This window comes from Chengkuizengella marina, from assembly GCF_009910845.1.
In the GTDB taxonomy this organism is placed as follows: Bacteria; Bacillota; Bacilli; order Paenibacillales; family KCTC-33759; genus Chengkuizengella; species Chengkuizengella marina.
In genome coordinates, this window is record NZ_SIJB01000007.1 from 225,701 (window position 1) to 251,140 (window position 25,440).

At 32.5% G+C, this 25,440-nt stretch carries 27 protein-coding genes; 24 read left to right on the forward strand and 3 right to left on the reverse strand.

Annotation, left to right across the window (positions count from 1 at the left end; translation table 11 throughout):
* The first annotated feature begins 28 nt into the window (after positions 1-28).
* From ERL59_RS03435 to ytxJ, 18 genes are all read left to right on the forward strand, one after another.
* Positions 29-538, forward strand: a complete 510-nt coding sequence (locus ERL59_RS03435) for a dihydrofolate reductase (RefSeq protein WP_160644509.1) — start codon at positions 29-31, stop codon at positions 536-538.
* Positions 539-594: 56 nt separating this feature from the next.
* Complete coding sequence (gene chrA, locus ERL59_RS03440; RefSeq protein WP_160644511.1) at positions 595-1,803, forward strand: chromate efflux transporter; 1,209 nt, start codon at positions 595-597, stop codon at positions 1,801-1,803.
* Positions 1,804-1,935: 132 nt separating this feature from the next.
* A complete protein-coding gene (locus ERL59_RS03445) occupies positions 1,936-2,991 on the forward strand; it encodes a glycoside hydrolase family 15 protein (protein WP_160644512.1) in 1,056 nt (351 codons plus the stop codon).
* A 116-nt stretch (positions 2,992-3,107) separates the two neighbouring features.
* Positions 3,108-3,755 (forward strand): chromate transporter, encoded by a 648-nt coding sequence (locus ERL59_RS03450; protein ID WP_160644513.1) that lies wholly within the window; start codon positions 3,108-3,110, stop codon positions 3,753-3,755.
* A gap of 2 nt (positions 3,756-3,757) precedes the next feature.
* Positions 3,758-4,291 (forward strand): chromate transporter, encoded by a 534-nt coding sequence (locus tag ERL59_RS03455; RefSeq protein WP_160644515.1) that lies wholly within the window; start codon positions 3,758-3,760, stop codon positions 4,289-4,291.
* 113 nt (positions 4,292-4,404) lie between these two features.
* Positions 4,405-4,977: a TetR/AcrR family transcriptional regulator gene (locus ERL59_RS03460; protein WP_160644517.1), complete on the forward strand. Its 573-nt coding sequence runs from the start codon at positions 4,405-4,407 to the stop codon at positions 4,975-4,977.
* Between the two features lie 173 nt (positions 4,978-5,150).
* Positions 5,151-5,840 carry a YhgE/Pip family protein gene (locus ERL59_RS03465; RefSeq protein ID WP_328699893.1) on the forward strand — a complete coding sequence of 230 codons (690 nt, stop codon included), beginning with the start codon at positions 5,151-5,153 and terminating at the stop codon, positions 5,838-5,840.
* 231 nt (positions 5,841-6,071) lie between these two features.
* Positions 6,072-6,530 carry a GNAT family N-acetyltransferase gene (locus ERL59_RS03470; RefSeq protein WP_201763469.1) on the forward strand — a complete coding sequence of 153 codons (459 nt, stop codon included), beginning with the start codon at positions 6,072-6,074 and terminating at the stop codon, positions 6,528-6,530.
* 158 nt (positions 6,531-6,688) lie between these two features.
* A complete protein-coding gene (locus tag ERL59_RS03475; protein WP_160644521.1) occupies positions 6,689-6,880 on the forward strand; it encodes a CDGSH iron-sulfur domain-containing protein in 192 nt (63 codons plus the stop codon).
* Between the two features lie 255 nt (positions 6,881-7,135).
* Entirely contained in the window at positions 7,136-8,584 is a 1,449-nt protein-coding gene (locus ERL59_RS03480) for a YcdB/YcdC domain-containing protein (RefSeq protein ID WP_160644523.1), read from the forward strand.
* A 201-nt stretch (positions 8,585-8,785) separates the two neighbouring features.
* The gene (locus tag ERL59_RS03485) at positions 8,786-9,241 is read left to right on the forward strand and encodes a MarR family winged helix-turn-helix transcriptional regulator (RefSeq protein ID WP_160644525.1); all 456 of its coding nucleotides are present in this window, start codon (positions 8,786-8,788) and stop codon (positions 9,239-9,241) included.
* Positions 9,242-12,352, forward strand: coding sequence for an MMPL family transporter (locus ERL59_RS03490; protein ID WP_160644527.1), 3,111 nt, complete (start codon positions 9,242-9,244; stop codon positions 12,350-12,352). It begins immediately after the preceding gene.
* Between the two features lie 252 nt (positions 12,353-12,604).
* Positions 12,605-12,811, forward strand: coding sequence for a hypothetical protein (locus ERL59_RS03495; protein WP_160644528.1), 207 nt, complete (start codon positions 12,605-12,607; stop codon positions 12,809-12,811).
* 72 nt (positions 12,812-12,883) lie between these two features.
* Positions 12,884-13,090, forward strand: coding sequence for a hypothetical protein (locus tag ERL59_RS03500; RefSeq protein WP_160644530.1), 207 nt, complete (start codon positions 12,884-12,886; stop codon positions 13,088-13,090).
* Between the two features lie 82 nt (positions 13,091-13,172).
* A complete protein-coding gene (locus ERL59_RS03505) occupies positions 13,173-13,376 on the forward strand; it encodes a hypothetical protein (protein ID WP_160644531.1) in 204 nt (67 codons plus the stop codon).
* 267 nt (positions 13,377-13,643) lie between these two features.
* Complete coding sequence (locus ERL59_RS03510) at positions 13,644-14,621, forward strand: ATP-binding cassette domain-containing protein (RefSeq protein ID WP_201763460.1); 978 nt, start codon at positions 13,644-13,646, stop codon at positions 14,619-14,621.
* Positions 14,618-15,397 (forward strand): ABC transporter permease, encoded by a 780-nt coding sequence (locus ERL59_RS03515; protein WP_160644533.1) that lies wholly within the window; start codon positions 14,618-14,620, stop codon positions 15,395-15,397. The genes ERL59_RS03510 and ERL59_RS03515 overlap by 4 nt, the downstream gene beginning before the upstream one ends.
* 98 nt (positions 15,398-15,495) lie before the next feature.
* A complete protein-coding gene (ytxJ, locus tag ERL59_RS03520; protein ID WP_160644535.1) occupies positions 15,496-15,837 on the forward strand; it encodes a bacillithiol system redox-active protein YtxJ in 342 nt (113 codons plus the stop codon).
* A 65-nt stretch (positions 15,838-15,902) separates the two neighbouring features.
* Here ytxJ and ERL59_RS03525 read toward each other — a convergent pair whose 3' ends face one another.
* Positions 15,903-16,628: an EcsC family protein gene (locus ERL59_RS03525; RefSeq protein ID WP_160644537.1), complete on the reverse strand. Its 726-nt coding sequence runs from the start codon at positions 16,626-16,628 to the stop codon at positions 15,903-15,905.
* Between the two features lie 194 nt (positions 16,629-16,822).
* Here ERL59_RS03525 and ERL59_RS03530 point away from each other — a divergent pair, with 194 nt between their 5' ends.
* From ERL59_RS03530 to ERL59_RS03545, 4 genes are all read left to right on the forward strand, one after another.
* Positions 16,823-17,860 (forward strand): M42 family metallopeptidase, encoded by a 1,038-nt coding sequence (locus ERL59_RS03530; protein WP_160644539.1) that lies wholly within the window; start codon positions 16,823-16,825, stop codon positions 17,858-17,860.
* A gap of 107 nt (positions 17,861-17,967) precedes the next feature.
* Complete coding sequence (locus tag ERL59_RS03535) at positions 17,968-19,539, forward strand: copper amine oxidase N-terminal domain-containing protein (RefSeq protein ID WP_160644541.1); 1,572 nt, start codon at positions 17,968-17,970, stop codon at positions 19,537-19,539.
* Positions 19,540-19,791: 252 nt separating this feature from the next.
* Positions 19,792-20,400, forward strand: a complete 609-nt coding sequence (locus tag ERL59_RS03540) for a transglutaminase-like domain-containing protein (protein WP_160644543.1) — start codon at positions 19,792-19,794, stop codon at positions 20,398-20,400.
* A 51-nt stretch (positions 20,401-20,451) separates the two neighbouring features.
* Positions 20,452-21,075, forward strand: coding sequence for a histidine phosphatase family protein (locus tag ERL59_RS03545; protein ID WP_160644545.1), 624 nt, complete (start codon positions 20,452-20,454; stop codon positions 21,073-21,075).
* 87 nt (positions 21,076-21,162) lie between these two features.
* Here ERL59_RS03545 and ERL59_RS03550 read toward each other — a convergent pair whose 3' ends face one another.
* Positions 21,163-21,543 carry a hypothetical protein gene (locus tag ERL59_RS03550; protein WP_160644548.1) on the reverse strand — a complete coding sequence of 127 codons (381 nt, stop codon included), beginning with the start codon at positions 21,541-21,543 and terminating at the stop codon, positions 21,163-21,165.
* Between the two features lie 232 nt (positions 21,544-21,775).
* Between ERL59_RS03550 and ERL59_RS03555 the strand changes: the two genes are divergently transcribed.
* Complete coding sequence (locus ERL59_RS03555) at positions 21,776-22,534, forward strand: carbon-nitrogen hydrolase family protein (RefSeq protein WP_160644550.1); 759 nt, start codon at positions 21,776-21,778, stop codon at positions 22,532-22,534.
* Between the two features lie 75 nt (positions 22,535-22,609).
* On the forward strand, positions 22,610-24,499 hold the full coding sequence (locus ERL59_RS03560; RefSeq protein ID WP_201763461.1) for a terpene cyclase/mutase family protein: 1,890 nt from the start codon (positions 22,610-22,612) through the stop codon (positions 24,497-24,499).
* Between the two features lie 46 nt (positions 24,500-24,545).
* Here the strand turns inward: ERL59_RS03560 and ERL59_RS03565 are convergent, their stop codons facing one another.
* Positions 24,546-25,295, reverse strand: a complete 750-nt coding sequence (locus tag ERL59_RS03565) for an HAD family hydrolase (protein WP_160644552.1) — start codon at positions 25,293-25,295, stop codon at positions 24,546-24,548.
* Between the last annotated feature and the right edge of the window lie 145 nt (positions 25,296-25,440).

Sequence of the window (25,440 nt, forward strand, 5' to 3'; positions counted from 1 at the left end):
AAGAACACAAAAGGCGGTTGTTGAGAAGATGAAATCAGAACCTTTTAAGCATAAAAACCTTTCAATTATTTTTGCTATGGATCAAAATCGATTAATCGGTAAGGATAATCAACTTCCTTGGAGATTGCCAGCAGACTTAGCGTTTTTCAAAACAACGACTCTTCAGCATCCAGTTGTTATGGGTCGAAAGACATATGAATCAATTGGAAGACCACTCCCAAAACGTAAAAATATTATTTTAACACAAAATAAGAACTTTAAAGCAGAGGGCTGTACAGTAGTAAATACGATAGAAGAAGCACTAAAACAGTGTAATGATGAAGAGAATTTTGTCATTGGAGGTTCTGAAATTTATAAACTTTTTTTACCCTATGTTAATAAGTTATATGTCACTCAAATTGAACATGTTTTTGATGGAGATTCTTACTTTCCTGAGATTGATGAAAAGATATGGGAACAAACAAGTAAAGTTCGGGGTATAAAGGATGAAAAAAATCCTTATGATTATTATTTTATTACATATGAACGGAAACAATAAAGATATTTCACTTATAAAAATACTTAACTCTATATAGCAGATTATGGAGGGATGAGATGTCAACATCAACAGAAGAAATTAAAAGAGGCTCAGTATTTGAAGTGTTCTGGACAGCGTTAAAATTAGGGTTTACTTCATTTGGAGGTCCTATAGCACATTTAGGATATTTTCGTGAAACTTATGTAAAACGTGAAAAATGGATAGATGAAAAAACTTACGTAGATCTGGTTGCATTGTGTCAATTTCTACCTGGACCAGCAAGTAGTCAGGTAGGGATAGGAATTGGATTATTACGTGCAGGGGTTTTGGGCTCAATAGCAGCTTGGATTGGATTTACAATGCCATCTGTCATAGCCTTGATTATTTTTGCTTATGCAGTAGGTGGATTTGAATTAGCCAATCAAGGTTGGTTACACGGTTTGAAATTAGTAGCAGTAGCCATCGTAGCTCAAGCAGTGTGGGGTATGATGAAATCTCATGCATTCGATCGAATGAGAGGTACAATTGCCATCATTGCTGCCATTGTTTCACTTATTTTTTCTTATGTGTTTACTCAAGTACTCATTATTGTTTTAGCAGGTTTTATTGGTTTGTTTTTCCTATCAAAGTCTGGACAAAGTCCATCAACTAACATCCATGTCCCTGTACATAAATCTACTGCTGTTATTTCACTTGTTATTTTTGCTGGTTTGCTTATAGTATTACCTATTTTGACAGTGATTCAGCCTACATTTTTATTATCGTTATTTGATAGCTTTTATCGTGTAGGTTCTTTAGTCTTTGGTGGTGGACATGTTGTGTTACCTTTGTTACAAAGTGAAGTTGTTAATCCAGGTTGGGTTACAAATGATCAATTTATAGCAGGATATGGAGCAACGCAAGCAGTTCCTGGTCCTTTATTTACATTTTCAGCTTACTTAGGTGCAGTAATGGATACGAATATGAACGCTATACTCGTTGCATTAATTGCTGTTATCGCTATTTTTCTCCCCTCCTTTTTACTTGTGATTGGTGTTATTCCTTTTTGGAATGTGATCCGTCAAAAACAGCAATTTCAGTCTGCACTAATGGGAATCAATGCAGCCGTTGTAGGTATTTTATTAGCAGCATTATATGATCCTGTTTGGACTAGCTCAGTGAATAATGTTTATGATTTTGTATTAGTGATCATAACCTTTAGTTTATTAATGTTATGGAAACTTCCACCTTGGATCGTGGTTGTCGTTTCTGCAATCGGTGGAAGTATCATAGGTTGGTTAACTTAGATTAAGTATTTTTAATGTTTACACTTAGGTAAATGCCACCCGAGACATATGACTCGAAATATGGGATTCAGGTCACCTTCTCAAGAGGGATGCATAGTATGTATTACCCTTTTGAAAGAGGAGGAATCCGTGATGTTGCAAGAAAGTTATCGGGTGTTAGACAAACTTCGTAAGCCTCACGGTTTATATATTGCTAGTCCATCAAAATTTTATAAATATGTATGGATTCGTGATAATGTGTATATCTCACTCCCTTTTGTAAATAAAGATAATGAATGGTATGAAAAAACGTATTTTCGCTTGTTGGATTTATTTAGGGAATACGAATGGAAAATAGACATTTTATTAGAACATAAACCAAAATGGGTTTGGGAATACATTCACGCTCGTTACAGTGCTGATGAGGTTAAAGAAATACATGACGAAGCATGGGGACACGTTCAGCATGATATGATTGGAGCCTTTTTGTTTGGGATTGGATTAGGTATTCAACATGACAAAGAAATGATACGCGATCAAAAGGATTTGGATATTTTACAGAAGTTAGTTTATTATCTGCAAAATGTAGAGTATTGGCATGATCCAGATAATGGGATGTGGGAGGAATGGAGAGAAATTCATGCTTCCTCATTAGGTGCTTGTTTAGCAGGATTAAAGTCCATTGATAAAATCGTGGATGTCCCATCCAAATTAATAGATAGTGGTTTTAAGTCTTTATTTGAGCTTTATCCACGTGAGAGTGCTGATAAATCAATTGATCTAGCCCAATTGAGCCTTATATATCCATATCGAATTATAAATGGTTTGATGGGGGAAGTTATCGTATCTAGGGTTGAAGAGTTGCTTCTTCGTGAAAACGGTGTTATCCGATACGAAGGAGATAGTTACTATAGTACACTTGAACAAAAACATGGACGAGAGAAGCCAAGAGAGTTTTATAAAGGTTCAGAAGCGGAATGGTGTTTTGGATTACCATGGTTAGCCTTATGTCATCTTGAACTAGGTCATATTGAAAAAGCAAGTGAATATGTACAAAAAACAGAACAGATCATGATTGAGCCAGGTCTGCTTCCAGAGTTATATTATTCGGGTACACAGATCCCTAATCCGAATACGCCATTGGGATGGAGCTGCTCCATGTATATTTTAGCAAAAGAAGCTTTAGCCAAAAGAACTGTTCATGTATAACATGAACGGTTTTTTCATACATAGGATTTGATATCATTCCCGTTTTTATGGATCTTCACATTTATGTTAGATTAAATGTATAATGGGAATCAATGATACTCTAAGGGGACAGGCACATGAAAGTAGAACAACATCAAAAAGGGACTAGACTTGTTATTGACATTTTGTTTTCATTTCTAAAAATTAGTCCGACCACCTTTGGAGGTGGTTACGCTATGATCCCAGCCATTGAAAAAGAAATAGTAGACAACAGAAAATGGTTGAATGAAACAGAAATGAGCGATGTTTTATCCATTTCAGGTTCAGCTCCTGGTGGAATAGGGATTAATGCAGCAACCTTTATAGGCTATAGATTACATGGCATCAAAGGATCGATAGCTGCAGTAGTGGGGATGAGTCTGCCAACATTTTTGATCGTTTTTATATTAGGTTTGTTTTTTTCTTTTTTTAGTGACAATGAAAAAGTAAATGCAGCATTTAAGGGTATTCAAATTGCGATAATAGCGTTGGTATCTTATGCAGGTTATAAGATGGCAAAAACATCCATCTATGATAAAAGTACATTTTTAACATTAATCATTACTTTATTTTTACTCATCTATTTAAAAGTTCCTCCAATGATCGTTATTGTTGCAGGAGGTTTTGCAGGTATATTAATTATGAAAGTGAAAACACAATTAGGATATTTTAAAAATGTAACCAACGATCAAAAGTCCAAAGAACAATACAAATATACAGATTATTATATGGGAGACGGAATTTAACGATGTGGGAATTATTTTGGACGTTTATGAAAATTGGATTTGTTTCTTTTGGCGGAGGATATGCTATGATTCCTGTCATTGAACATGAAGTTTCAATTCATCAATGGATGAATGAAGCACAATTTGTAAAAGCCATAGCGATTGCAGGCATGTCTCCAGGACCAATCGCAATAAATACAGCAACTTATATTGGGTATAGTATACTAGATATTTGGGGAGCAATAGTTGCAACTTTAGGTATGTTAATTCCATCCTTATTGATTATGATTTTAATCGCATCATTATTATATAAAGTATTTCATCATGATATTGTGAAGTCGGTTTTTTATGGACTTAGACCTGTCATTACTGCTTTAATTATATTTGCTGCTTTGATAATGGCAACGAATTCAACGCTGTATTCTAGTTTCTCTTGGGATTTAATTGTTAATTTGTTCATATTTATAATGGCACTTTATTTATTAATACGCCATCATAAACATCCATTGTTAATCATTGTGTTGTCAGGACTAGTTGGAATGGCCTTTTTCGGTTGAATGAAAACAATACTTGCTTTTCGTTAAAAATCGTAGTAAAGTTATTTCATGTAAAATTGACCGAAATTAAAAAATAGTCATTATTTTATTTTTTTCATAGGCGGTGATGAAAAGTGAGTATAGAAAAAAAGAAGCAGATTTTAGATGCAGCTAGCAAATCATTTTCTGTATTTGGATATAAAGCTACAACAATGGATCAGATCGCAAAAATTGCTGGTGTAGCAAAAGGAACCATATATACCTTATTTACAAATAAAGAAGAGTTATTTAATGAAATACTAACACAATTAATAGACGAAATGAGCATCGTTGCCCAAAAATCAATTAGAACAGATATTTCGTTTTTTGAAAACTTGCATACCGTTTTATACAATATGTTAGATTTTCGTAGATCACACGAACTTACAATAAAGCTGTCTTTTGAAATTAGAGAAATGGGAACACCTGCTGCTAAGGAAGCTATGAAAAAGATGGAAAATGTGATGTTAGCCTTCATTAAAAAGCAAGTAGAACGTGCTGTGGAAAATGGTGAGATGAAGGAATGTGATCCTGAAATTACCGCTTTCGTGATTTTAAAATTGTATGTTGCATTTATTTCGGATTGGGAAAAGAGACACGAGCCCTTGACAAATGAAGAAATATCTAAGTTGTTTCAATTATATTTAGTTGAAGGTTTGCAAAAATAAACAATATTGGGTACATTCAATTTAATATTTATATAAAAAAAAAGATTTTTTTTTGCAATAAAATGACTAAATGAATATATCGGTCAAAGTGATCAATAGGAGTGGGAAGGATATTGACAAAGTCTACTTGGTGATCCACGAAATTAAATGAAGCTGCAATTGAAACTTCTAACATACAGGGAACTGAAAGCTTATATCAAATGTTTGCAAGTCCAATTCAAATTGTAGAGGAAAAATATACTGAAGTTCCGAATTATGGGACTGGATTTACACCTTATTTCTTATCTCTAGGGTTGTTTGTAGGGTGTTTATTGCTAACGATTGTTATCCCGATTAGAGAACCAGCTTTATTACCATCTTCAGGTTTTAGCTGGTACTTTAGCAAAACGATACTTGTATCATTTATAGTCATTCTACAAGCAGTCGTAGCTGTATCAGTGCTAAAATATGGCTTAAATGTCGAAGTACAGAGCATACCATTATTTTATATGTATAGCATACTAACAAGTTTGACGTACATGGCCCTTATTCAATTTTTAGTTACGGTATTTCATGATGCAGGTCGATTTGTAGCCATTGTATTATTAATATTACAACTGACAACAAGTGATGGAACATTCCCATTAGAATTAATTCCGAGCTCACTACAAACGATAAGCACTTGGTTACCAATGACTTATTCAGTTACTGGATTTAAAGAAATTATTTCAGGTGGGGTTAATTATTCTATAATATGGCAGGAAGCTGCAATCGTACAACTTACCTTCATTACTATATTTAGTGTATTAACGTTGATTTATTTCATCTATAAATATAGAAAAATGAGAAATGGAACAGTTAATCATACTGAATTACCCATTTAATTATTTTTTGGGTTGTCTTGAAAAGGATGATGAATTCTTTTTTGAGACAGCCTTTTATTACAGATTTAGATTGTCATTTTTTATTATTTCACTCTCTAAATACATTTTTTAGAGTATAATTGAATTTAAATTGTTGATCATTATAGTTTTTATAATTTATTTTTTGGAGTGATTGTATTGGTGATATCAAATGAAATACAAATTGAAAAAATAGAAAAAATCAGTAATGAAATGGATGATTTGTCAGAACTATTAGTTGACGTTGTCAATCATGGCGCATCTATAGGCTTTTTATCCCCATTAAAAAAAGAAAAATCAGAAGCGTATTGGGGTAAAGCCATAAAGCCTAATAACATTTTATTAATAGCAAAATATGGCGAGAAAGTAATAGGTACTGTTCAATTAGATTGTAGTGTCAAAGAGAATGGAAACCATCGCGCAGAGATATGCAAATTAATGGTTCACTCACAATTTAGAAAAAATGGTGTGGGAAGACAACTTATGAAAATGGCTGAAGAGACTGCTAGAGAAAAACAAATTTCCTTAATCGTATTGGATACACGTGAAGGAGATCCTTCTAACCAACTCTATATTTCGTTGGAATATATAGAAGTTGGACGTATTCCTGACTATGCAAAATCTGCTGGAGGGGAATTACATACAACCGTTATTTATTACAAAAATTTATAAAAGATTGTTGTATATATTGTACATATTTATTCATAATTATAATAATAACCATATTTCCAAAAGTTAATAGACAAAAGTAAGTGAATGGTGTATAATTTTTTCAACATCAAGATCGTTCATGAATCAATAATTATGAATAATTAGAGGAGGTATGAATAATGTCTGATGTAAAAATTAAAGTTTTGGACAATGGCCCTTTATTAGTACAAGGTACAATTGAAGTTGTTGATGCGGAAGGAAATACATTTGAGAAAAAAGGAGCACTTTGTAGATGCGGTTTAACAGCAACTGCACCATTTTGTAACGGAGCTCATGCAGGAAAATTTGAAAATACTCCAAGAGCTAAATAATGAATGTACATAAAATAGGATAAATAAACAAGCTAGGGGCAATGATGTCTCTAGCTTTTTAATATTTTAATAACAATTTATGAATTGATGTAACTGGAGCGATTTATATGGTGGGTGATAAAATAAAAAATAGTAGATATAAATCTATCTTTTATTCATATTGATTATGATGAATTACTATACTTAAAAGAGGCAATAGAATTTATAGATGAAAAATATCACCGTGTGATTATTCTTATGGAAAGGAAAATGAAAATGTTAAAAGAAAAATTAAAAGAAAAATTAAAAGAAAAGTTGAAAGAAAAAGCTGAACAGATTGCAAAAATCCCAAGAGAATATGAGCTTGAGATAGAAGATTATGTGGAGAAAAAAAAGGGTGAGGAAAGGGTGCTATTTGCTTGGAAAAATACTATCAATAAAAATGAGGAGATAAGCATTGAGTTAGATGGGAGTGGTTCTTTAACTTTCTTTTCAAAAAACTTAAAAGTTGAACATCATCATGATGATGTATTAACAGATGTTCAGTTAAAGGAAATTGCATTACAATTCGTAAACAATCATTATCCAGATGCAATTCAAATGTTTAAAATGAATAAAAGGGAGCTGATAAATGATAAACGAATAAGATTGACCTACACACAATATGAATTAAATCTTCCATTACCTAATACTGGATTTTATATTGATGTAACAAAACAAGGTGAAATCGTTAACTTTAAGTACTATGGTAGAGCTCAAAATATCAGTTTTCCAAATGAAATCATGACTAAGGAAAAAGCATTAGACATTTTTCTGAACGAATTAAACATGAATTTATTAATTACAAACCTTAGTAGTGAAATATATGAAAATGAAAATGCAGATAATTTACCTCATTTAGTTTTTGAACCTAATTTTCCGCTCGTTAATGTGCCAGCTGACCCTAAAAGAGATGGATTACTTAGGGAAAATGAGGAGATAAATGAATCAGGTCTTGAAGCTCTTCCTAGTAGAGTTGAGGGTCAAACAAATATAGAAGAATTAATAGGATTAAATTTTAATATCTTTAAAAAAATACGAGAAACGGACTTAGGTTCTACTATAGGTACTGTATGGCGAATGGAAGTAGATGAACCAGATGATTCTGATCGCAGTATATTGGGTTTTTATCAGAAGCGAAATGAAAATACGATTAAATTAATCAAGGATAAAAACTCTGGTGAAATAAAAGGTGTATTTTCATTTATGGAAAAACAGGGTGCTTTAAAACTGAATCAAGAGGAATGCTTCGAGATTGCAGTTCAATTTTTATTTAAAATTTTTCCAAAAGCAGATTCCTATTTTCAATTGGTTCCATCAAAAACTGAAAGTAAAGACTCAAGGGCTTCATTCCACTTTCAAATGAATCATCAAGAAGTCCCTATTCGTTTCGGAAATGTTGTAGTCACTGTTAATCAAACAAAAGGTACAGTGGATCATTACATGGGACCAGATGTTGATCCCCAAAAGGTAATAATGTTAAACACACAACCATCTGTTTCAGAATTAAAGGCAAAAGAAATGTTTAAGGAGCATTTTGATGTAGAGTTGCAGTGGACGAAAGAATATAATCAAGAAAATGTTGAAGGCACATATCAAATGGAATATAAACCTATTTATCCATTACTGATAAAAGAACTTGCATTTATAGAAGCTCAGAGTGGGGAGTTCATACTAAAGAAATAATTTAATAACTTATATTGAAATATCAAATGACTTCGGGGAATTTTTTTCGAAGTCATTTTTTATAGAAAAATTAATAATTTTTCCATATTTTGTAGATCATAAATCATTGACAGTATCACTATAATTCAGGTAACATAGTTCATGTGTAATATAGTTCACTATATGAATTATATTTATACAAAAAACCAAAGGGATGGTGTGATGGATAAAAACAAATTAAATTCTTTGATAGAACGTTATGAAGAAGTATATGTGGTTGCATCAAGGAAAATAAACTCGATGATGGAAGAGCAATTAGAGATTGAACTGACTAAAGATCAGTTTACTACACTTCGATTTTTAAATTTCTTTGGACCTTGTCCTTCTTCAGAACTTGCTGAATTATGTGATGTAAATCGAAGTGCGATTACAGCAATGGTAGATCGATTAGTTTCAAAAGGATTTGCCACAAGAATTCCTAGTGATACTGATCGCAGGGTTATTTTAATTAAAATTACAGAACAAGGGAAAATAGTATTAGAAAAAGGACAAGAAAAAGTACACCAATTTATAGGATCAATTCTTCATCATTTTGAGGAAAAAGAAATTGAACAGTTTATAACGATGTATGAAAAGATTGCAAGGGTTCTTACAGATCAAATTGAAAGGGAAGTATAAATGAATATAATCATAAAAGGTAGATGGTTTATTTTCTTATTATGGATCTTAGTGATTGTTTTTTTACTATTTACTTCTCCAAACATGGGGGAGTTAGTGCGTGAGAAAGGTCAAATCACTGTACCAGAAGGATATTCATCATCGATCGCTGAAGAAATTTTAGGCAATAATGATAATGAAAATAGGATTTCCAGTGCTTTAGTATTTCATAATCCTGATGGTTTGAATAATGATGATATACAACAAATTGAAGAAGCAATTGGAAATTTAGATAAAAACAAATCTTCATTAGGTATAACTGAACTTATATCTCATATTAATACACCAGAGATGTCTGATGAATTAATTTCACAGGGTAATAAAACGATTATAGCTTCTTTGTCTGTTGATCCAAACGACAGAGAGGTTTCTGAAGTTAGAGAGGAATTAATTTCTGCAATTGGACCCATTTCTGTTCCTCATTATTTTACTGGTGCAGCTTTTATAAATGAAGATGTAATTATAAGTTCACAGGAAGGTTTAAGAAAAACGGAAATTATTACCGTCATATTTATATTACTCATTCTATTTATAGTTTTTAGATCAGTGGTTGCTCCAATTATACCACTTGTAACAGTAGGTATTACTTTTATAGTCAGTCAATCCATTGTTGGATTTTTAGTGGATTGGTTTGATTTCCCATTTTCTAATTTTACGCAAATCTTTTTAGTTGCAATATTATTTGGAATTGGAACCGATTATTGCATATTATTGCTCAGTCGTTTTAAAGAAGAACTTTCAAAATATGATGATATTAAAAGTGCAATTATTCATACCTATACAACAGCAGGTAAAACGGTTTTATTCAGTGCATTAGCAGTACTAATTGGATTTTCAGCTATAGGTTTTTCAACTTTTAGTTTGTATCAATCTGCATCAGCTGTTGCCATTGGTATTGCAATATTAATGTTAGCTTTAATCACGATTGTTCCATTTTTTATGGCGGTTTTAGGGAAAAAGTTATTTTGGCCAGTCAGAGGAAAGATTGAACATAAACAAAGCAAATTGTGGGAAGCCTTAGGTAGATTTTCTTTAGCTCGTCCTTTATTAGCTTTAGGTCTCGTAGCTATTATTGTAGTTCCATTGTATATTTCATATGATGGAGATTTATCGTTTAATTCATTAGATGAGATTGGGGACACTTATGATTCTGTAAAAGGATTTGAAATTATAGCAGATAGTTTTGGACCTGGAGAATCTATGCCCGCAAAAATTGTTATAGAGCACGATGAAGAACTAGATAAAGTCAAATATTTAAATATTATTGAGGAAATAAGCAGAGAAGTGGCTAAACTGGACAGCGTAGATAAAGTAAGAAGTGCTACGAGACCATTAGGTGAGGAAATTGAAGATTTTTATGTTGCCTCACAAGTTGAAGCGCTTGAAGAAGGTTTGCAAGAAGGAAATAAAGGAATTCTCGAGATAAAAGATGGTCTTTCAGAGGCAAGCCAAGGGCTTCTCGATTCAAAACCTGAACTTGAACAGGCTTCATCAGGCATAGATGAATTGGTTGCAGGTACTTTGGAACTCAAAACAGGTGTATCAGGAATTAAAGGCGGTTTATCTGAGATTGAACAAGGTTTAAGAGAAGGTTCAATTGGATCATTAGAATTAAAAACTGGACTTGATGAGGCAAATCAAAATTTAGAAACAATCATTGTTGCTAGTGAAGAATTATTAGCAGGTTATACTTCTGTAGGATCAGGTTTAGGACAAATTCAACAATCCTATGCTCAGGTTGAAACAAATTTAAATGAAGTACAAGCAGCATTATCTGGATTAAATGCACCATTCAATAACTTAGCAGAAAAATATCCACAATTGGCTAGTGATGCAGATTTCTTAACTATTCAAGGTACAGTATCTCAAGTACAACAAGGTGTTTTAGAACTAACCCAAGGACTGAAGGTTTTAAATTCAGAATTGCTTGCAGTTAACAATGGGATGATTGAAGCAAACAAAGGATTTGAAGAGGTAAATACAGGTCAGCAAGCACTTCATAGCGGGTTATTGCAAATTAGCAAGGGAATAGAAGGACTTCAAACTGGTTTTGAAGCCGCTGCAAATGGACAACAACAAGTCATTCAGGGTATACCAGAGATGGAGAAAGGGTTATCTCAAATTGCAAGTGGTCAAGGTGAACTCAAAGGGGGATATGATGAGTTAATAGAACAGTTAGACACACTTCAAGAAGGAATGTCAGCTAGTGTTGATGGTTTAACTCAAGTGTCTGATGGGTTGGAAATGGCAGAAGATTATTTAAGTCAGCTTTCTTCAGATTCCAATAAAGAAGCTTCTGGTTTTTATTTACCACCAGAAATCATCGAAGAGCCTGAATTCCAACAAGTATTTGACACGTATTTAAAAAATGATCGAACAACTGCCGTACTTGACGTTATTTTAACGGATAATCCTTATTCGGAAGATGCGATGATTGCGATTGAAGAAATTGAAAACATCGTGATTGAGTCAGTAAAAGGCACAGAATTGGAAAATGATCGATTTGGAATAACAGGTGTTACATCGATTAATACGGACTTAAAAGGAATTTCCGATGAAGATTATAATAGAACGATGATTATTATGTTGATTGGTATTTCAATCATTCTAATTATATTACTTCGTTCAATTGTAATGCCTATATATTTAGTGATCTCACTAGTTCTTTGTTATTTTACTTCAATGGCATTAACTGAATTTATTTTTACCAATGTACTGGATTATGATGGAGTAAACTGGGCCATACCATTCTTTGGATTTGTAATGTTAATGGCACTTGGTGTCGATTACAGTATTTTTCTAATGGATCGTTTCAACGAATACCGAGAAAAATCAGCAACTGAGGCTATTTTATTAGCTATGAAAAATATGGGTACCGTGATAATATCTGCAGCGATTATTCTTATCGGAACTTTTGCCGCAATGTATCCATCTGGTGTATTATCTCTTGTTGAAATTGCTACGGTAGTTGTAACAGGACTAGCCTTATATTCTGTAGTATTTTTACCGTTTTTTGTACCTGTCATGGTAAAATTATTTGGAAAAGCAAATTGGTGGCCATTTCAAAAATAATTTAATCTATTACACTAAATCATGATAAGCATGAATAAGATGCAAACACCTGCTAATATGCAGGTGTTTGTTATTTGTGTGGTTTATCCCAATAGAAGAGTCAGTCATATCAAAATTTGAAATTAACTTGTTTTAATATTTGATTGAATCTATTACTTCATATTTTAGAAATGTCGAATACCTCTAAAGTTGTTGAATATATTTTAAATGATCATCAAGATTATCTCTGTTCAAATAATAAGGAGGGAGAAAATGTATAGTAGTAAGCTTGATAGAGTTGCTTATATACATGCTTTAGGGGATGATGTAAGGATTGTGACTGGAGATAAGGTTATAGATGTTCCCCAAAATACGGTCATGGCACATCCTTTTAACACAAATTTTCATGTTGAAGGTGACGCGGTATTACATACTTTTCATGGTCCTATTCATCTCAGAGGAAGTGAAGATAAAAAGTAATACAAGGTTGCCTATTTAGTTATCATCAGTAAATAGACATTATATTTATCAATTATAGAAAGGAGATGAAATATGAGTAGATTTAAGACTGATAGATGTGCTTATATACAGGCTGTAGGAGATGATGTAAGGATTGTGGCTGGGGATAAAACAATTGATGTTCCCAAAAATACAGTCATGGCACATCCTTTCAGTACAAACTTTCATGTTGAAGGTGATGCAGTACTGCATACTTTTTATGGTTCTATTCATCTAAGAGGAGGAGAAGGTGAGAAGTAATACAAGGTTGCTATTTCTCTAACACCATTGTACTTTTATTGACCATTGGTTTATATATTAAGTGATAATAAGGGGGTGAAATATGAGTAGATATTTGACAGATAGATGTGTCTCTATTCAAGCTTTAGGAGATGATGTAAGGATTATAACTGGGGATAAGGTCATAGAGGTTCCTAAAAATACGGTCATGGCACATTTATTCAGCACAAACTTTCATGTTGAAGGTGACGCAGTTTTGCATACTAGTCATGGTTCTATTCATATTAGAGGAGACGTAGATCAATAAAAGTAAAATAATTACAAAATTGTAATCAATGTTAAAGCATAGCTCTTAAATCTAACTATAAATTATAATCGATGAATGTATAGGATCGCCAGACAATGAATCTGTTTGGTGTTCTTTTTTTATAATTTTATATATTTTATAAACATGTATTAAGTTTGGATTTTTACAGCAATCTCTTTAAAAAAATATAGTATGAATTCAGATGGAAATACTCTACAATAATAATAAAGTATATCTATAAATTGGAAATCATAAGGAGGTTATCATTTGTCTGATCATGCTATCGTTGTTCAAAATTTAGTGAAGACCTTTAAGGGAGACGTGAAAGCAATTAAAGACATATCCTTTGAAGTCAGGGAAGGAGAATTTTTTGCATTTTTAGGACCTAATGGTGCTGGAAAATCAACAACGATACAAGTGCTTACAACCTTACTTAACCCAACTTCTGGCAGTGCAGTTGTATCAGGATTCAATGTACAGAAAGATCCATTTTCCATTCGAAGAAAAATTGGTGTTGCCCTACAAGAAACAGGAATAGACCCATCCCTTACTGGAAGAGAATTATTACATTTACAAGCAAGGTTGTTTGGTTTCTCAAAGTCAGATGCAAAAAAACGTGCTCAAGAATTATTAGAATTAATAAACTTAACAGATGATGCGGATCGTAAAGTTGGAAAATACTCTGGTGGTATGCGTAGACGATTAGATTTGTCACTGTGTCTTGTCCATCGACCTAAAATCTTATTTTTAGATGAGCCAACAACGGGTTTAGATCCGTATAATAGAAATGCGATTTGGGATGAAATTCGAACTTTGAATCGTCAGTTTGGAGCGACTATTTTTTTAACAACACAATATCTAGAAGAAGCAGATCAATTAGCTGATCGAATCTCTATTATAAATAAGGGCGAAATTGTTGCATCAGGAACTTCACAACAATTGAAAAAAACGGTGGGTATGGATGTCATTGAATTAACTTTTCATCAAAGAGAAGATGCAGAAAAAGCAAAAGATGTACTTGAACCATGGATGAAAGATTTTAGACTGACAAATGAAGAATTAACGCTTTATGTAGATAACGGAGCTATTTTTCTTCCTGAGATGGTTAGAAAGTTAGACGGAGAAGGCATTCCTCCTGTAAGTCTGAATTTAGCACCTCCAACTTTGGATGATGTTTTTTTACGGGTAACTGGGGATCATCTAGAAGAGAAGGGGAACAGACAGGAAGGGGTGGTATCTAAATGAATTCCAATTTTATTGTTGATACATATTTAATGACTAAACGAAGTACAATTGCAATATTCCGAAATCCATTTATCTTTATACCTAATATTATTATCAGTTTATTTTTCTTAGTCGTATATCAAGCGGGTTTAAGTGGAATTTCCAATATTCCTGCTTTTGCTGGAGCTAGTTATCTAGCTTTTATATTACCAGTTTCCATTGTCAGTGGAGCAATAGGCGGATCTGGAGGAGCAGGTCAATCATTAGTACAAGACTTAGAAAATGGATATTTTTCAAGGTTGCTACTAACGCCCACTTCAAGAGTAGCTATAGTATTAGGTCCAATTTTAGCAGGGATGATTCAACTATTTATTCAAACGGTATTAATTTTACTAGTTGGAATATGGATGGGATTAGAAATTGCTGCTGGATTTGGAGGAGCTATCGTTGTTATTTTATTAGCTGCCGGTTTTGGATTAGCGTTTGCAGGGTATTCTGTGGCTTTTGCTTTGAAAACGAAGGATGCACAGGCTTCTCAAGCAGGAACTTTTGTCTTTTTCCCACTAGTTTTTTTAAGTACTACATTCGTTCCATATGAACTCATTGAAGCAGATTGGTTAAAATTTGTTTCTAAAATAAATCCAACTACATACATTTTTGATGGAATGCGCTCTGTATTAATTAATGGGTGGGAGGCTGAGCCGTTGCTGAATGCAGCGTTAGTGATTGTATTGATTTGTTCCATTACGATAACATTTGCATCTCTAAGTGCGAAAAAAGCAGTGAGTCGTGATTAGGAAACTAAAATCAGCTTGTGGTATGATAAGGCTTGAGAGAAATTTTAAATATCAAATAATTGATAATACAAAAGATATTAGAACATGAGGTGTATACGATGAGAGATTGGAAGGAAATTACTACATTAGAACAATGGAAAAGTTATTTAAATGCATCTAGAGAAAATCCTTTTGTAATTTTAAAACATAGTACAACGTGTCCTGTTAGCTCAAACGGATTGAGGGAGTTTCAAAAATACTTAAAAACTGAACCTAATGAAGAAGTGGAATATTTGATGGTGAAGGTTATCGAATCAAGACCTGTTTCTAATCAAATTGCTGAAGACTTAAATGTGAAGCATGAATCACCTCAAGTGATTTATGTTAAAAATAGGGAGCCTTATTGGAATACATCTCATTGGTCCATAACTGTAGAGCACATGAAGGCAGTATTGAATTAAACAATTAATATCAATCCAAAACCCACAAAAAGTTCTTATTCAGTACTTTTTTGTGGGTTTTAACATCAGATTTCACTCTTTAATATTCGCATTCGATAACAATTCATCGCAGTATCACCAAGCTCCTGTATAAGTCCAAAATTAGCCCATGCTCCTACTACCGCACCTATACCAGGAAGCATTTGCAACATTTTTCTAAAATCCAACGAATCGCGATATTCCTGTTGGAATTTCTCCCAATCAATGTTTTCAGGGTCATTTAAAGTTTTTGCTGTTGAGTCCCAGTTATGGATGCTGCTTAATGTTTTTAATCGGTGATCATAACCAGAAAAAGCTAATTGAAAAATATTGAGGATGTATAATCTTTCATGAAAATATTTCGTATTATATCCATAAATATGAGCTAATTCAAATAGTAGCTTCATTTTAATCGATAGAAGCGCTGGGAAATCTACCAGTCCTAAAAAAATACCTCCTGCTCCTGTTCCTGCACCTTCAAGCGCTGCTATTTTTTTATATTTTATAATCCATTCCTCTGCTTTTTGATCCTTTATTTCTAAAGGCAGTTCAGTTGATAAAACTTTCCCCTTAGGCGTAATGTCAACACCATAGATAATGGATTGTATCATACCTTTGATTGCTGCAGTTATGGTATCATGTGCTTTTTGTGGGATTTTTTGATTTATTTTTTTTGATAAACCTCTAGAACTTCTTTCTAAAATTCCAGGCTTTTTTTGCAATTGAAGTATCCATTGCTCTAACTTTAAATTCATTTGTTCTTCATATGTCATGAAATTATTACCTTTCTTTAAAAAAATATAAAATATAACTCAACAAAAAACTACGTATTTTATAATTTATTGTAACACTATTTTTAAAATTCATAGAAGTATAAATTTAGTTCTTTATACCATCTTGACAGTTTGTATCTTTTGCCTCATATTTCAATATAGAATCATAAAAAAATAGTAAAAGTGGTGAATTTATGTTTAAGTCAAAAATCGATCAAAAGTATGTAGAAGATATACTGATGAAATTACTATCAACTCCGAGTCCTAGTGGATTTTGTCATGATATTATGAAGATAGTAGAGGAAGAAGTTTTAAATCTTGGGTTCTCGTTTGAAAAAACGAATAAAGGAAATGGCATAATCACGATTCCAGGTGTTAAAGAAGAGTGTCTTGGTTTATCTGCTCATGTTGATACTTTGGGTGCTATGGTACGTTCTATTACTAGAGAAGGCACTTTAAAGCTTACACTTATAGGTGGGTATATGCTCAATGCAATAGAAGGTGAGTATTGTAAAATCCATACACGAGATGGCCGTGTATATGAAGGCACGATACTTACAACCCATCCATCCGTTCATGTATATAAAGATGCAAGAGATATGAAACGTGAAGATCAAAATATGGAAGTTCGTATTGATGAGATCGTACATTCTAAATCAGAAGTAGAAGAACTAGGGATTCGTGTTGGGGATTTTATTTCTTTTGATGCCAGACCAAAATTATTCGAAAATGGATTTGTGAAATCTAGACATTTAGATGATAAAGCAAGTGTAGCTGCTTTGTTTGGATTTATGGAATTGATGAAAAGAGAAAATATTCAGCCTCAAAAAACAATTAAAATCTTCATTACTACATATGAAGAAGTGGGGCATGGAGCAGCCTTCATCCCTCATAATATTGAAGAGTTCATCGCGATAGACATGGGGGCTATTGGAGATGATTTGTCATGTTCAGAACTAGATGTTTCCATTTGTGCTAAGGATTCATCAGGTCCATATGATTATGACATGACTAGTAGATTGATCCAATTAGCGAAAGAAGAGGAAATAGAATTTGTAGTAGACATTTATCCACAGTATGGTTCTGACGCATCTGCTGCATTAAGGGGAGGGAATGACATAAGAGCTGCTTTAATTGGTCCAGGTGTGCATGCATCACATAGTATGGAGCGTACTCATATGAAAGCAATTATCAATACAGGTGCTTTAATTTCTGCCTATGTTATAAAATAATTCATAGAATTTACACAATTTTACTTTTTAGAAATGAAACTTTTTTCATAGAATGACGTTTAATAGTAATGAGCTTATTTAAAAAAGAAAAAAGGGAGAGGATTTCAATGAAAAGAAATAAAGTCTTTTCATTTGCAGGGGTATTTATTCTGCTTATGGGAGCTATACTGACTGGTTGCCAATCTGTTGGAGGAGTAGACATAAACAAAGCACTTATGTCACAATTTGATGTACCTACATATGAAGGTTCCGGGGAATATTCTTTTGAATTTATTGTTGATGAAAGTGAAGAACTTTCAGAAGATGAAGCAAAAATGTTAGAATTTTTAAACAATGTGAAGATAATATTTAGTGATATAAAAGTTGAAGATGCCTTTAAACAATCAATGAAAGGATCTATACAGTTACCTGCATTGGAAGCCATTCCGTTTGAGATGGTTTTGAATCAACATTATAACGATCTTAATTATACATTTTTAATCGATGGTATTGAAAAACCATTTTATTTAGGAATGGATTCAATCCAAGAATTAGACGATGAATCAATTGAACTTTTATCTGACTTTGAAGAATTTGAACAATCAAGCATAGATATACAAAAACTTATAGCTGAATTTCTAATCAGCAACGCACCTAACCCTTCAACTGTTACGGTTGATAGTGTAGAAGAAGAAATCAATGGGCAAGATGTTGATTTAAAGAAAGTTCATATTAAAATTGATGGCAGTGAATTACTACCTTTATTGATAGAAACTGTTCAAAACATGTTTGAAGATGAAGAGGAACTTAAGAAATTTATCGCAGAATTGTATGATTTATATTTACCTATGATTGAATCTTTCATGACTGAAGAAGACCTAATGGACCCTAATTTACAAATGTTGTTAAACAGAGATCTAGCTATTGAGTATATTTTTACTACTTTAAATACTCAAGTTAAACCTTTTGTAGAAGAATTGGATGTAACGTTAGAAGAATTTAATAATGACCCAACACTAAGTGCTATTTTCAGTGAAGATAATTATTTAACAATGGATTTATACTTAGACAAAGATTTAAACATTCGTAAACAAGCAATGGAATTAGTCGTTCAACCTGAAATAGATGAGCTTTCTGCGATTAAAGGATTTAAATTCTATGGTGAAAATGAAATGTGGAATATAAATGGAGATGTAGAAATAGATGAAATTGATACGACGAATGCAATTGACTTTATGGATCTAGAGAATGCTTCATCTCCTGCGTTTTTATTTAAAGAAATGGATAAGAAATCACCATTGTATGAGTTGTTGAGTTTATTGGAAATGAATAAATTAGAAGTTTTATTGTATCCTCAAAATGATAAAGAGTTAGCGCAACTTATGGATGAGCCTTTTGTTGAAAATGGAGTTACTTATGCACCTTTACGTTATGTTTCTACTGAATTGGATGCTGCTGTGAAGTGGGATGGAGATACTAAACAGATTAACATTGCTGACAGCATAAATGGTAAAGAGCTAGTTTTTACAATTGACAGCAATGAAGTGTTAGTTGACGGTGAAGTAGTTCAACTGGAAACAAATGTTATGATTATTGATGGAAAATCTTTTGTACCTCTTAGATTTATTGTTGAAAATTTAGATAGTGAGATTTATTATGATCAAGATATAAAACGTATTACGATAACAAAAGAATATTAAACTATTAAACTGGAGAACGGGTATTGGAGTATTCAACCAATACCCGTTTTTTGTTTCTTAAGACAGTTAGGTGCATAAAAAATCAAAGAGAAAGTTTTATAGAAGTAAAGTTACATCGGTTTTTGATTGTAGCTCAGAAAGAATAGTTAAAATGATAAGAAGTTGTCATATCATAGGGCAACTTTTTAAGTTGAGTAAATATTCATTTTATTTTAAAATAATTCTATCAAGTTATTGTAGTGGAGGGATTTAATGAAACTAATTTGTGAAACTAATACAGTACAAGAATATTTATTAGAGTTAGATGAAGTGGATTTCAGTCATCCTTTAATTAAAGATAAAGTAAAAGAATTATTTCAAAATAAAATCAATGAAATTGAAATCATTCAAACTGCTTTTGAATTTGTACGTGATCAAATTTCTCATTCATGGGATATTCAGAGTACTCGTATAACAAATAAAGCATCTGAGGTTTTGGAATATAAAGAAGGTATCTGTTATGCAAAATCAAACTTACTTGCTGCCTTACTAAGATGTAAAGGAATTCCTACTGGTTTTTGTTATCAAAAATTAACCGTTGGCTCCTCACCAGAATCAGGATATTGTGTTCACTGTTTGAATGCTGTGTATATACAATCTTTAGAGCGATGGATTCGTCTAGATGCTAGAGGGAATAAAGAAGGAGTTAATGCTCAATTCTCATTTAGTGAAGAAAAACTGGCATTTCCTATAAGGGAACAATATAGTGAAATAGATTATCCAATCATTTTCTCAAAGCCGAATACAAAAACGATTAAAACGTTAAAAGAAAATACAAATTGCATAAACATGTATCTTCATAAACTTCCTACCGAATTGTGATAAGATAGATTAATATAAATCATAGAAGAAGTACAATTGGGAGGGAATCATTTGCCAACAACAAAACTGTATGTTGCAAGACACGGACAAACCGAGTGGAATTTAGAAAAAAGAATGCAGGGTCACAAAGATTCTCCGTTAACTTCGTTAGGTATTCAACAAGCAGAGTGGTTAGGAGAGTCATTGAATGATACAGTGATTGATATTATTTATACTAGTTCAAGTGGAAGAACGAGGGAAACAGCCAAGCTTGTCAGGAATCAAAGAGAAATAGAGATCATTCCATCAGATGTATTAAAAGAAATAAACATGGGAGAATGGGAAGGGCAGATCATTAGTGAACTAGAACAAAAATATCCTGAACAGCACCATGCATTTTGGAAAACACCCCATTTATATGAATCGATGGGGGGAGAAACTTTTCAGGATTTGCATAATCGGGTAATCCCGTTTGTAAAGGATATTTTATTAAAACATCAAGGGAAAACGATTTTAATTGTAACACATGGCCTTACATTAAAAACCATCATGTCTTACTTTGAAAAAAAAGAGTTGATAGATTTTTGGGATTCTCCACATATTTATCAAACTAGTCTTAGTATGATAGAATTTGAGAGGAATGAGCCTTTCATTCGATTGTATGGAGATACTTCTCATTATAAGGAATTGTCTTGAAATTCTAAATCCTTAATATAGAGTTATAGTTTTTAATAACCAAGTGTAATTTTTTACACTTGGTTATTTTCTGTCAAGGATATGGTATTATTTCCCTTTATTCCGTAATCTGAAAGCAGACCAAGTTTCATCTATAGAGATAAGGGAAACACCTAGGTAACCTAATTCCTTCAAACTTTCCCAACCTGTATCCCTTGTAATATCAGAATTAATCTTAGAGCTTTTTTTGGGATAAGCAACCCAAAATAAAGCATCTTTCTTTAATTGAGAGATTATTTCTGGTGTATATTCTTTTAATTCCTTCTGATTGTGTGCAAATAACAATATAAAATCAAATTCACCATCAAGGTGATTCGAAATCTCTACATCTGATGGGAGTTCATCAGCAGGCAGTGAGAATGATTCTGGTGCGTTGATAATGGCTGCATGATAACCATTTTTAATGAGGAGTTTTTTAACTAAACCCATTTGTATTGCTCCTTTCTTTGTATTGAATAAGAAGATTAATTAATTTGATCAAACCAAAAGCATAGTCAGCAATTTTTCACTTGAATAGATATTTATCTATTATCCTATACCATGAGTATAGGTTTGTAAAACACAAGTGTTCTATAGCATGATTGATGTAGATTTCAGATAAATCTAGTATAATACATGACTATAGAAAACTAAATTTATGGAGATTCATGGGAGGTATAACATGAGAATCGGATTGGCTCAAACAAGGTTTCCTAAGTCTGCAATTGAAGGATTAGCAATTGTAAAACAGATGATAAAACAAGCTCACCTTAATCAATGTGATCTCGTTTGTTTTCCAGAATCTATTATTCCTGGATTACGAGGAGTAGGCTATGAAATTGATGAATATGACCACAACTTTCAATCATCTGCAATTGAAGAAGTTTGTGAATTGGCAAAAGAATTTAATATATCCATCATATTACCTATGGAATGGAAAGATGACCTTGGTTTTCATTTAGTTGCATTTGTCATAAATCAAAATGGTAAAGTTTTAGGTTATCAAACCAAAAATCAAATTGATCCAGATGAAGATTTTTTTGGTTACGTTCCGGGTGATGGAAGACATCTATTTGAAATTAATCATGTCAAATTTGGAATTTCCATTTGTCATGAGGGAGTTAGGTATCCAGAAACAGTGAGGTGGGCTGCTGTTCGTGGAGCAACTATTGTTTTTCATCCTCAGTTTACTGGCAACGTACATAATCCAGAGTTTTTTGATCAAGCCATGGTATGCAGGAGTCTTGAAAACAATATTTTTTATGCAAGTATTAATTATGCAACTGAAAGTCAGAAAAGTACATCGGCATTAATTTCCCCTTCAGGTGAAAGACTCGTAGTTGGTCAAAAAAATGTAGAGGAATTATTAGTGAGGGATATCGATATAGCAGAAGCACATCGGTTGTTAGCCAAACGTTATAAACCAGATTTATTAAAATGAATTTATGATGAGATGAATAGCTTTTTAAGTGGATTAATACATATTATTAACCCACTTAAAAAGGAATGATCAACTTTGATTACAGAAAGTAAAATCATTCAAGAAATAAAAAATCGCACAGAAAGCCTAAAGGAAAAGCAATCTTCAAATGGCGCATGGCATTACTGTTTTCAAGATGGTGTGATGTTTGATGCATTTATGATTATGACCATGCGAGCAATAAAGCATCAAGACGAAAAGTTTATACGTTCAGTCACTGAATATATAGTAGATAAACAAGATAGTAACGGAGCATGGAAGCATTATAAAGATGAAACCCCAGGAAATATTACTGCTTCTGTTTCAGCTTACAATGCTTTGCTTTTTTCAGGTTACTTTAAGAAAAGCGATCCAAATATGAAAAAAGCAGAAAAGCAAATCCTCGCTATGGGTGGATTGAGGAAAGCTCATTTTTTGGTTAAAGCATTACTAGCAGTAAATGGGCAATATCCTTGGCCAAAACCTTTTCCAATTCCTATCACTTTCATATTACTACCAACAAAATTTCCATTGAATTTTTTTGATTTAAGCTGTTATGCAAGAGTACATTTTGCACCAATCATGATTGCAGGTAATTTACATTATTCTATAAAAACGGAATACACACCAGATATATCTCATTTAATGTCTCCTTCCACTTCTGCTGATATACAAAGGTCTCCAACTGAACACGAAGACGTCATCTCTTTTAGAAATTACATCGAAGAAGAGGTTAAAAAGCAATATAATATTTCTTGTCTGCTTAAAAATAGAGCTTATAAAAAAACTAAAAAGTTTATGTTACAAAGATTAGAGTCAGATGGTACTTTATACAATTATACGAGTGCTACTTGTTTAATGATTTATAGCTTCTTAGCACTTGGTTATAATCAGTCACATTCATTGATAAATAATGCAATCAATTCAATGAAAACTTACACCTGTGATTTTGATGGTAAAAAACATGTGGAAAATTCACCTTCTCAAATATGGGATACTGCGCTTATATCTTATAGTTTGCAAGAAGCAGGTGTTCCTTATGAAGATTCTAGTATAAAAAGCTCAATCCATTACTTAGAGGGTCAACAACAACGTATAAAGAGTGATTGGGCCATTCATAATCCAGATGGAAAACCTGGAGGTTGGGGTTTTACAGAGGGAAATACGAAAAATCCAGACATTGATGATACAACTGCTGCATTAAGAGCAATGTATGAAACATCAAAACATGATAAAAAAATTCTTCAAGCATGGAATCGTGGTTTAAATTGGATTCTATCTATGCAAAATGATGATGGTGGGTGGGCTGCATTTGAGAAAAATGTAGATAAAAAAATATTTACCATATTGCCGGTTGATCATGTGGAAGAAGGGGCATTGGACGCCTCCAGTGCAGATTTAACTGGAAGAACTCTAGAGTTACTTGGGAATTATGCAAAATTAAAAAAAGATCATCCACAAGTAAAATCAGCCATAAATTGGTTAAAAAGAAATCAAGAATCTGATGGTTCATGGAATGGAAAGTGGGGTATTTGTTACATTTATGGTACTTGGGCTGCCATAACAGGACTATTAGCTGTTGGAGTAGAAGTTGAAGATTCAGTCATACAAAGGGCAAAGCGTTGGTTATATTCAATCCAAAATAAAGATGGAGGATGGGGAGAATCATGTTCAAGTAACATTTTGAAAAAGTATGTGAGACTTAGTTTTAGTACAACATCACAGACTGCATGGGTAGTAGACACTTTAATTGCTATAGAGAATCAGCCTACACAAGAAATGAAGCGTGGTATTAAATTTATAGTAGAAAACAAAAGAAACCTGGATTATCCAACTGGTGCTGGATTTCCAGATTTATCATACATTTATTACCATAGTTACAATCAAATATTCCCATTATTAGCTTTAAGTCATTACTATAAAAAATATATAAAGAGTGAAATTTGATACATTGAAAAATTGAATCAATATTTTATTTTGGATTATCTTACAGTTATTCGTAAATCAATCTTTTTTTAATTCCTTGATCGATGGAATCAGGAACTTCATCTAAACGATCTAATGTGTAGAAAATATTTTTGGGCTTGATATTTAAATCAACAATGTTATATTTCCATTCAGTTTCACAAGGAATATGAATCGTGTTGAGCCCAATTTGTAAACTAGGTTTAACATCAGTTCTTAAGGAATTACCGATCATCCAAGTTTCATCAACTTTTAATTGCTCCTTAAAGACAATATTTTTAAGAGCTTGTAATGTTTTATGTTTAGTTATATAAATACGTTCTTCAAAAAAATCCTCTAAACCTAAGTGTTTTATTTTTTTATATTGGATGGAGTTTTCACCACCAGTATATAAATGAAGATGATGCCCATCTTTTTGTAATCTCTCCAACGTTTCATACATATTTGGATAAGCTTCTACATCTTGACTATATACCGTTTCCCCTAACTCTTTTAGCAATTTCACTTTAGTTTTATCTATTTTTTTAACAATAAGTTTACAGAAAAATTTATAAGTTCTAACTAGTGATAGAGGGAAGTGTTCAGCTGAGAAACCATATTTTTCAACTAAATGAATGTCTATCTCCAATTGTTTTTCTTTTATTTGTTGGTTTGTTATGCCATGTTCACCAAACCAATCGTTCATCAATTCTATAAATGTGTCCAACACTTTTTTATAATATTTATTACAATGAATTAATGTATCATCGAGATCAAATAATACGGACTGATTCCTCATTTTTTTCCTCCTATCCTCTATTTGGTTTAAAGACTATCATAACACATTCTCAATGTTAATGTATATTTATTTTCAAATTATTTGAGTTTTATTAATATTATATAAATTTTGATATTGGAGTGAAATTGTCAATATAAGCACTGAA

Excerpts from the sequence above, each read along its gene's own strand:
- ERL59_RS03540 (WP_160644543.1), top strand. The coding sequence starts at position 19,792 with ATGAAACTAATTTGTGAAACTAATACAGTACAAGAATATTTATTAGAG.
- ERL59_RS03495 (WP_160644528.1), top strand. The coding sequence starts at position 12,605 with ATGTATAGTAGTAAGCTTGATAGAGTTGCTTATATACATGCTTTAGGG.
- ERL59_RS03445 (WP_160644512.1), top strand. The coding sequence starts at position 1,936 with ATGTTGCAAGAAAGTTATCGGGTGTTAGACAAACTTCGTAAGCCTCAC.
- ERL59_RS03480 (WP_160644523.1), top strand. The coding sequence starts at position 7,136 with ATGTTAAAAGAAAAATTAAAAGAAAAATTAAAAGAAAAGTTGAAAGAA.
- ERL59_RS03490 (WP_160644527.1), top strand. The coding sequence starts at position 9,242 with ATGAATATAATCATAAAAGGTAGATGGTTTATTTTCTTATTATGGATC.
- ERL59_RS03450 (WP_160644513.1), top strand. The coding sequence starts at position 3,108 with ATGAAAGTAGAACAACATCAAAAAGGGACTAGACTTGTTATTGACATT.
- ERL59_RS03485 (WP_160644525.1), top strand. The coding sequence starts at position 8,786 with ATGGATAAAAACAAATTAAATTCTTTGATAGAACGTTATGAAGAAGTA.
- ERL59_RS03525 (WP_160644537.1), bottom strand. The coding sequence starts at position 16,628 with ATGACATATGAAGAACAAATGAATTTAAAGTTAGAGCAATGGATACTT.
- ytxJ (WP_160644535.1), top strand. The coding sequence starts at position 15,496 with ATGAGAGATTGGAAGGAAATTACTACATTAGAACAATGGAAAAGTTAT.
- ERL59_RS03535 (WP_160644541.1), top strand. The coding sequence starts at position 17,968 with ATGAAAAGAAATAAAGTCTTTTCATTTGCAGGGGTATTTATTCTGCTT.
- ERL59_RS03505 (WP_160644531.1), top strand. The coding sequence starts at position 13,173 with ATGAGTAGATATTTGACAGATAGATGTGTCTCTATTCAAGCTTTAGGA.
- ERL59_RS03515 (WP_160644533.1), top strand. The coding sequence starts at position 14,618 with ATGAATTCCAATTTTATTGTTGATACATATTTAATGACTAAACGAAGT.
- ERL59_RS03565 (WP_160644552.1), bottom strand. The coding sequence starts at position 25,295 with ATGAGGAATCAGTCCGTATTATTTGATCTCGATGATACATTAATTCAT.
- ERL59_RS03530 (WP_160644539.1), top strand. The coding sequence starts at position 16,823 with ATGTTTAAGTCAAAAATCGATCAAAAGTATGTAGAAGATATACTGATG.
- chrA (WP_160644511.1), top strand. The coding sequence starts at position 595 with ATGTCAACATCAACAGAAGAAATTAAAAGAGGCTCAGTATTTGAAGTG.
- ERL59_RS03555 (WP_160644550.1), top strand. The coding sequence starts at position 21,776 with ATGAGAATCGGATTGGCTCAAACAAGGTTTCCTAAGTCTGCAATTGAA.
- ERL59_RS03550 (WP_160644548.1), bottom strand. The coding sequence starts at position 21,543 with ATGGGTTTAGTTAAAAAACTCCTCATTAAAAATGGTTATCATGCAGCC.
- ERL59_RS03470 (WP_201763469.1), top strand. The coding sequence starts at position 6,072 with ATGGATGATTTGTCAGAACTATTAGTTGACGTTGTCAATCATGGCGCA.
- ERL59_RS03475 (WP_160644521.1), top strand. The coding sequence starts at position 6,689 with ATGTCTGATGTAAAAATTAAAGTTTTGGACAATGGCCCTTTATTAGTA.
- ERL59_RS03455 (WP_160644515.1), top strand. The coding sequence starts at position 3,758 with ATGTGGGAATTATTTTGGACGTTTATGAAAATTGGATTTGTTTCTTTT.
- ERL59_RS03500 (WP_160644530.1), top strand. The coding sequence starts at position 12,884 with ATGAGTAGATTTAAGACTGATAGATGTGCTTATATACAGGCTGTAGGA.
- ERL59_RS03435 (WP_160644509.1), top strand. The coding sequence starts at position 29 with ATGAAATCAGAACCTTTTAAGCATAAAAACCTTTCAATTATTTTTGCT.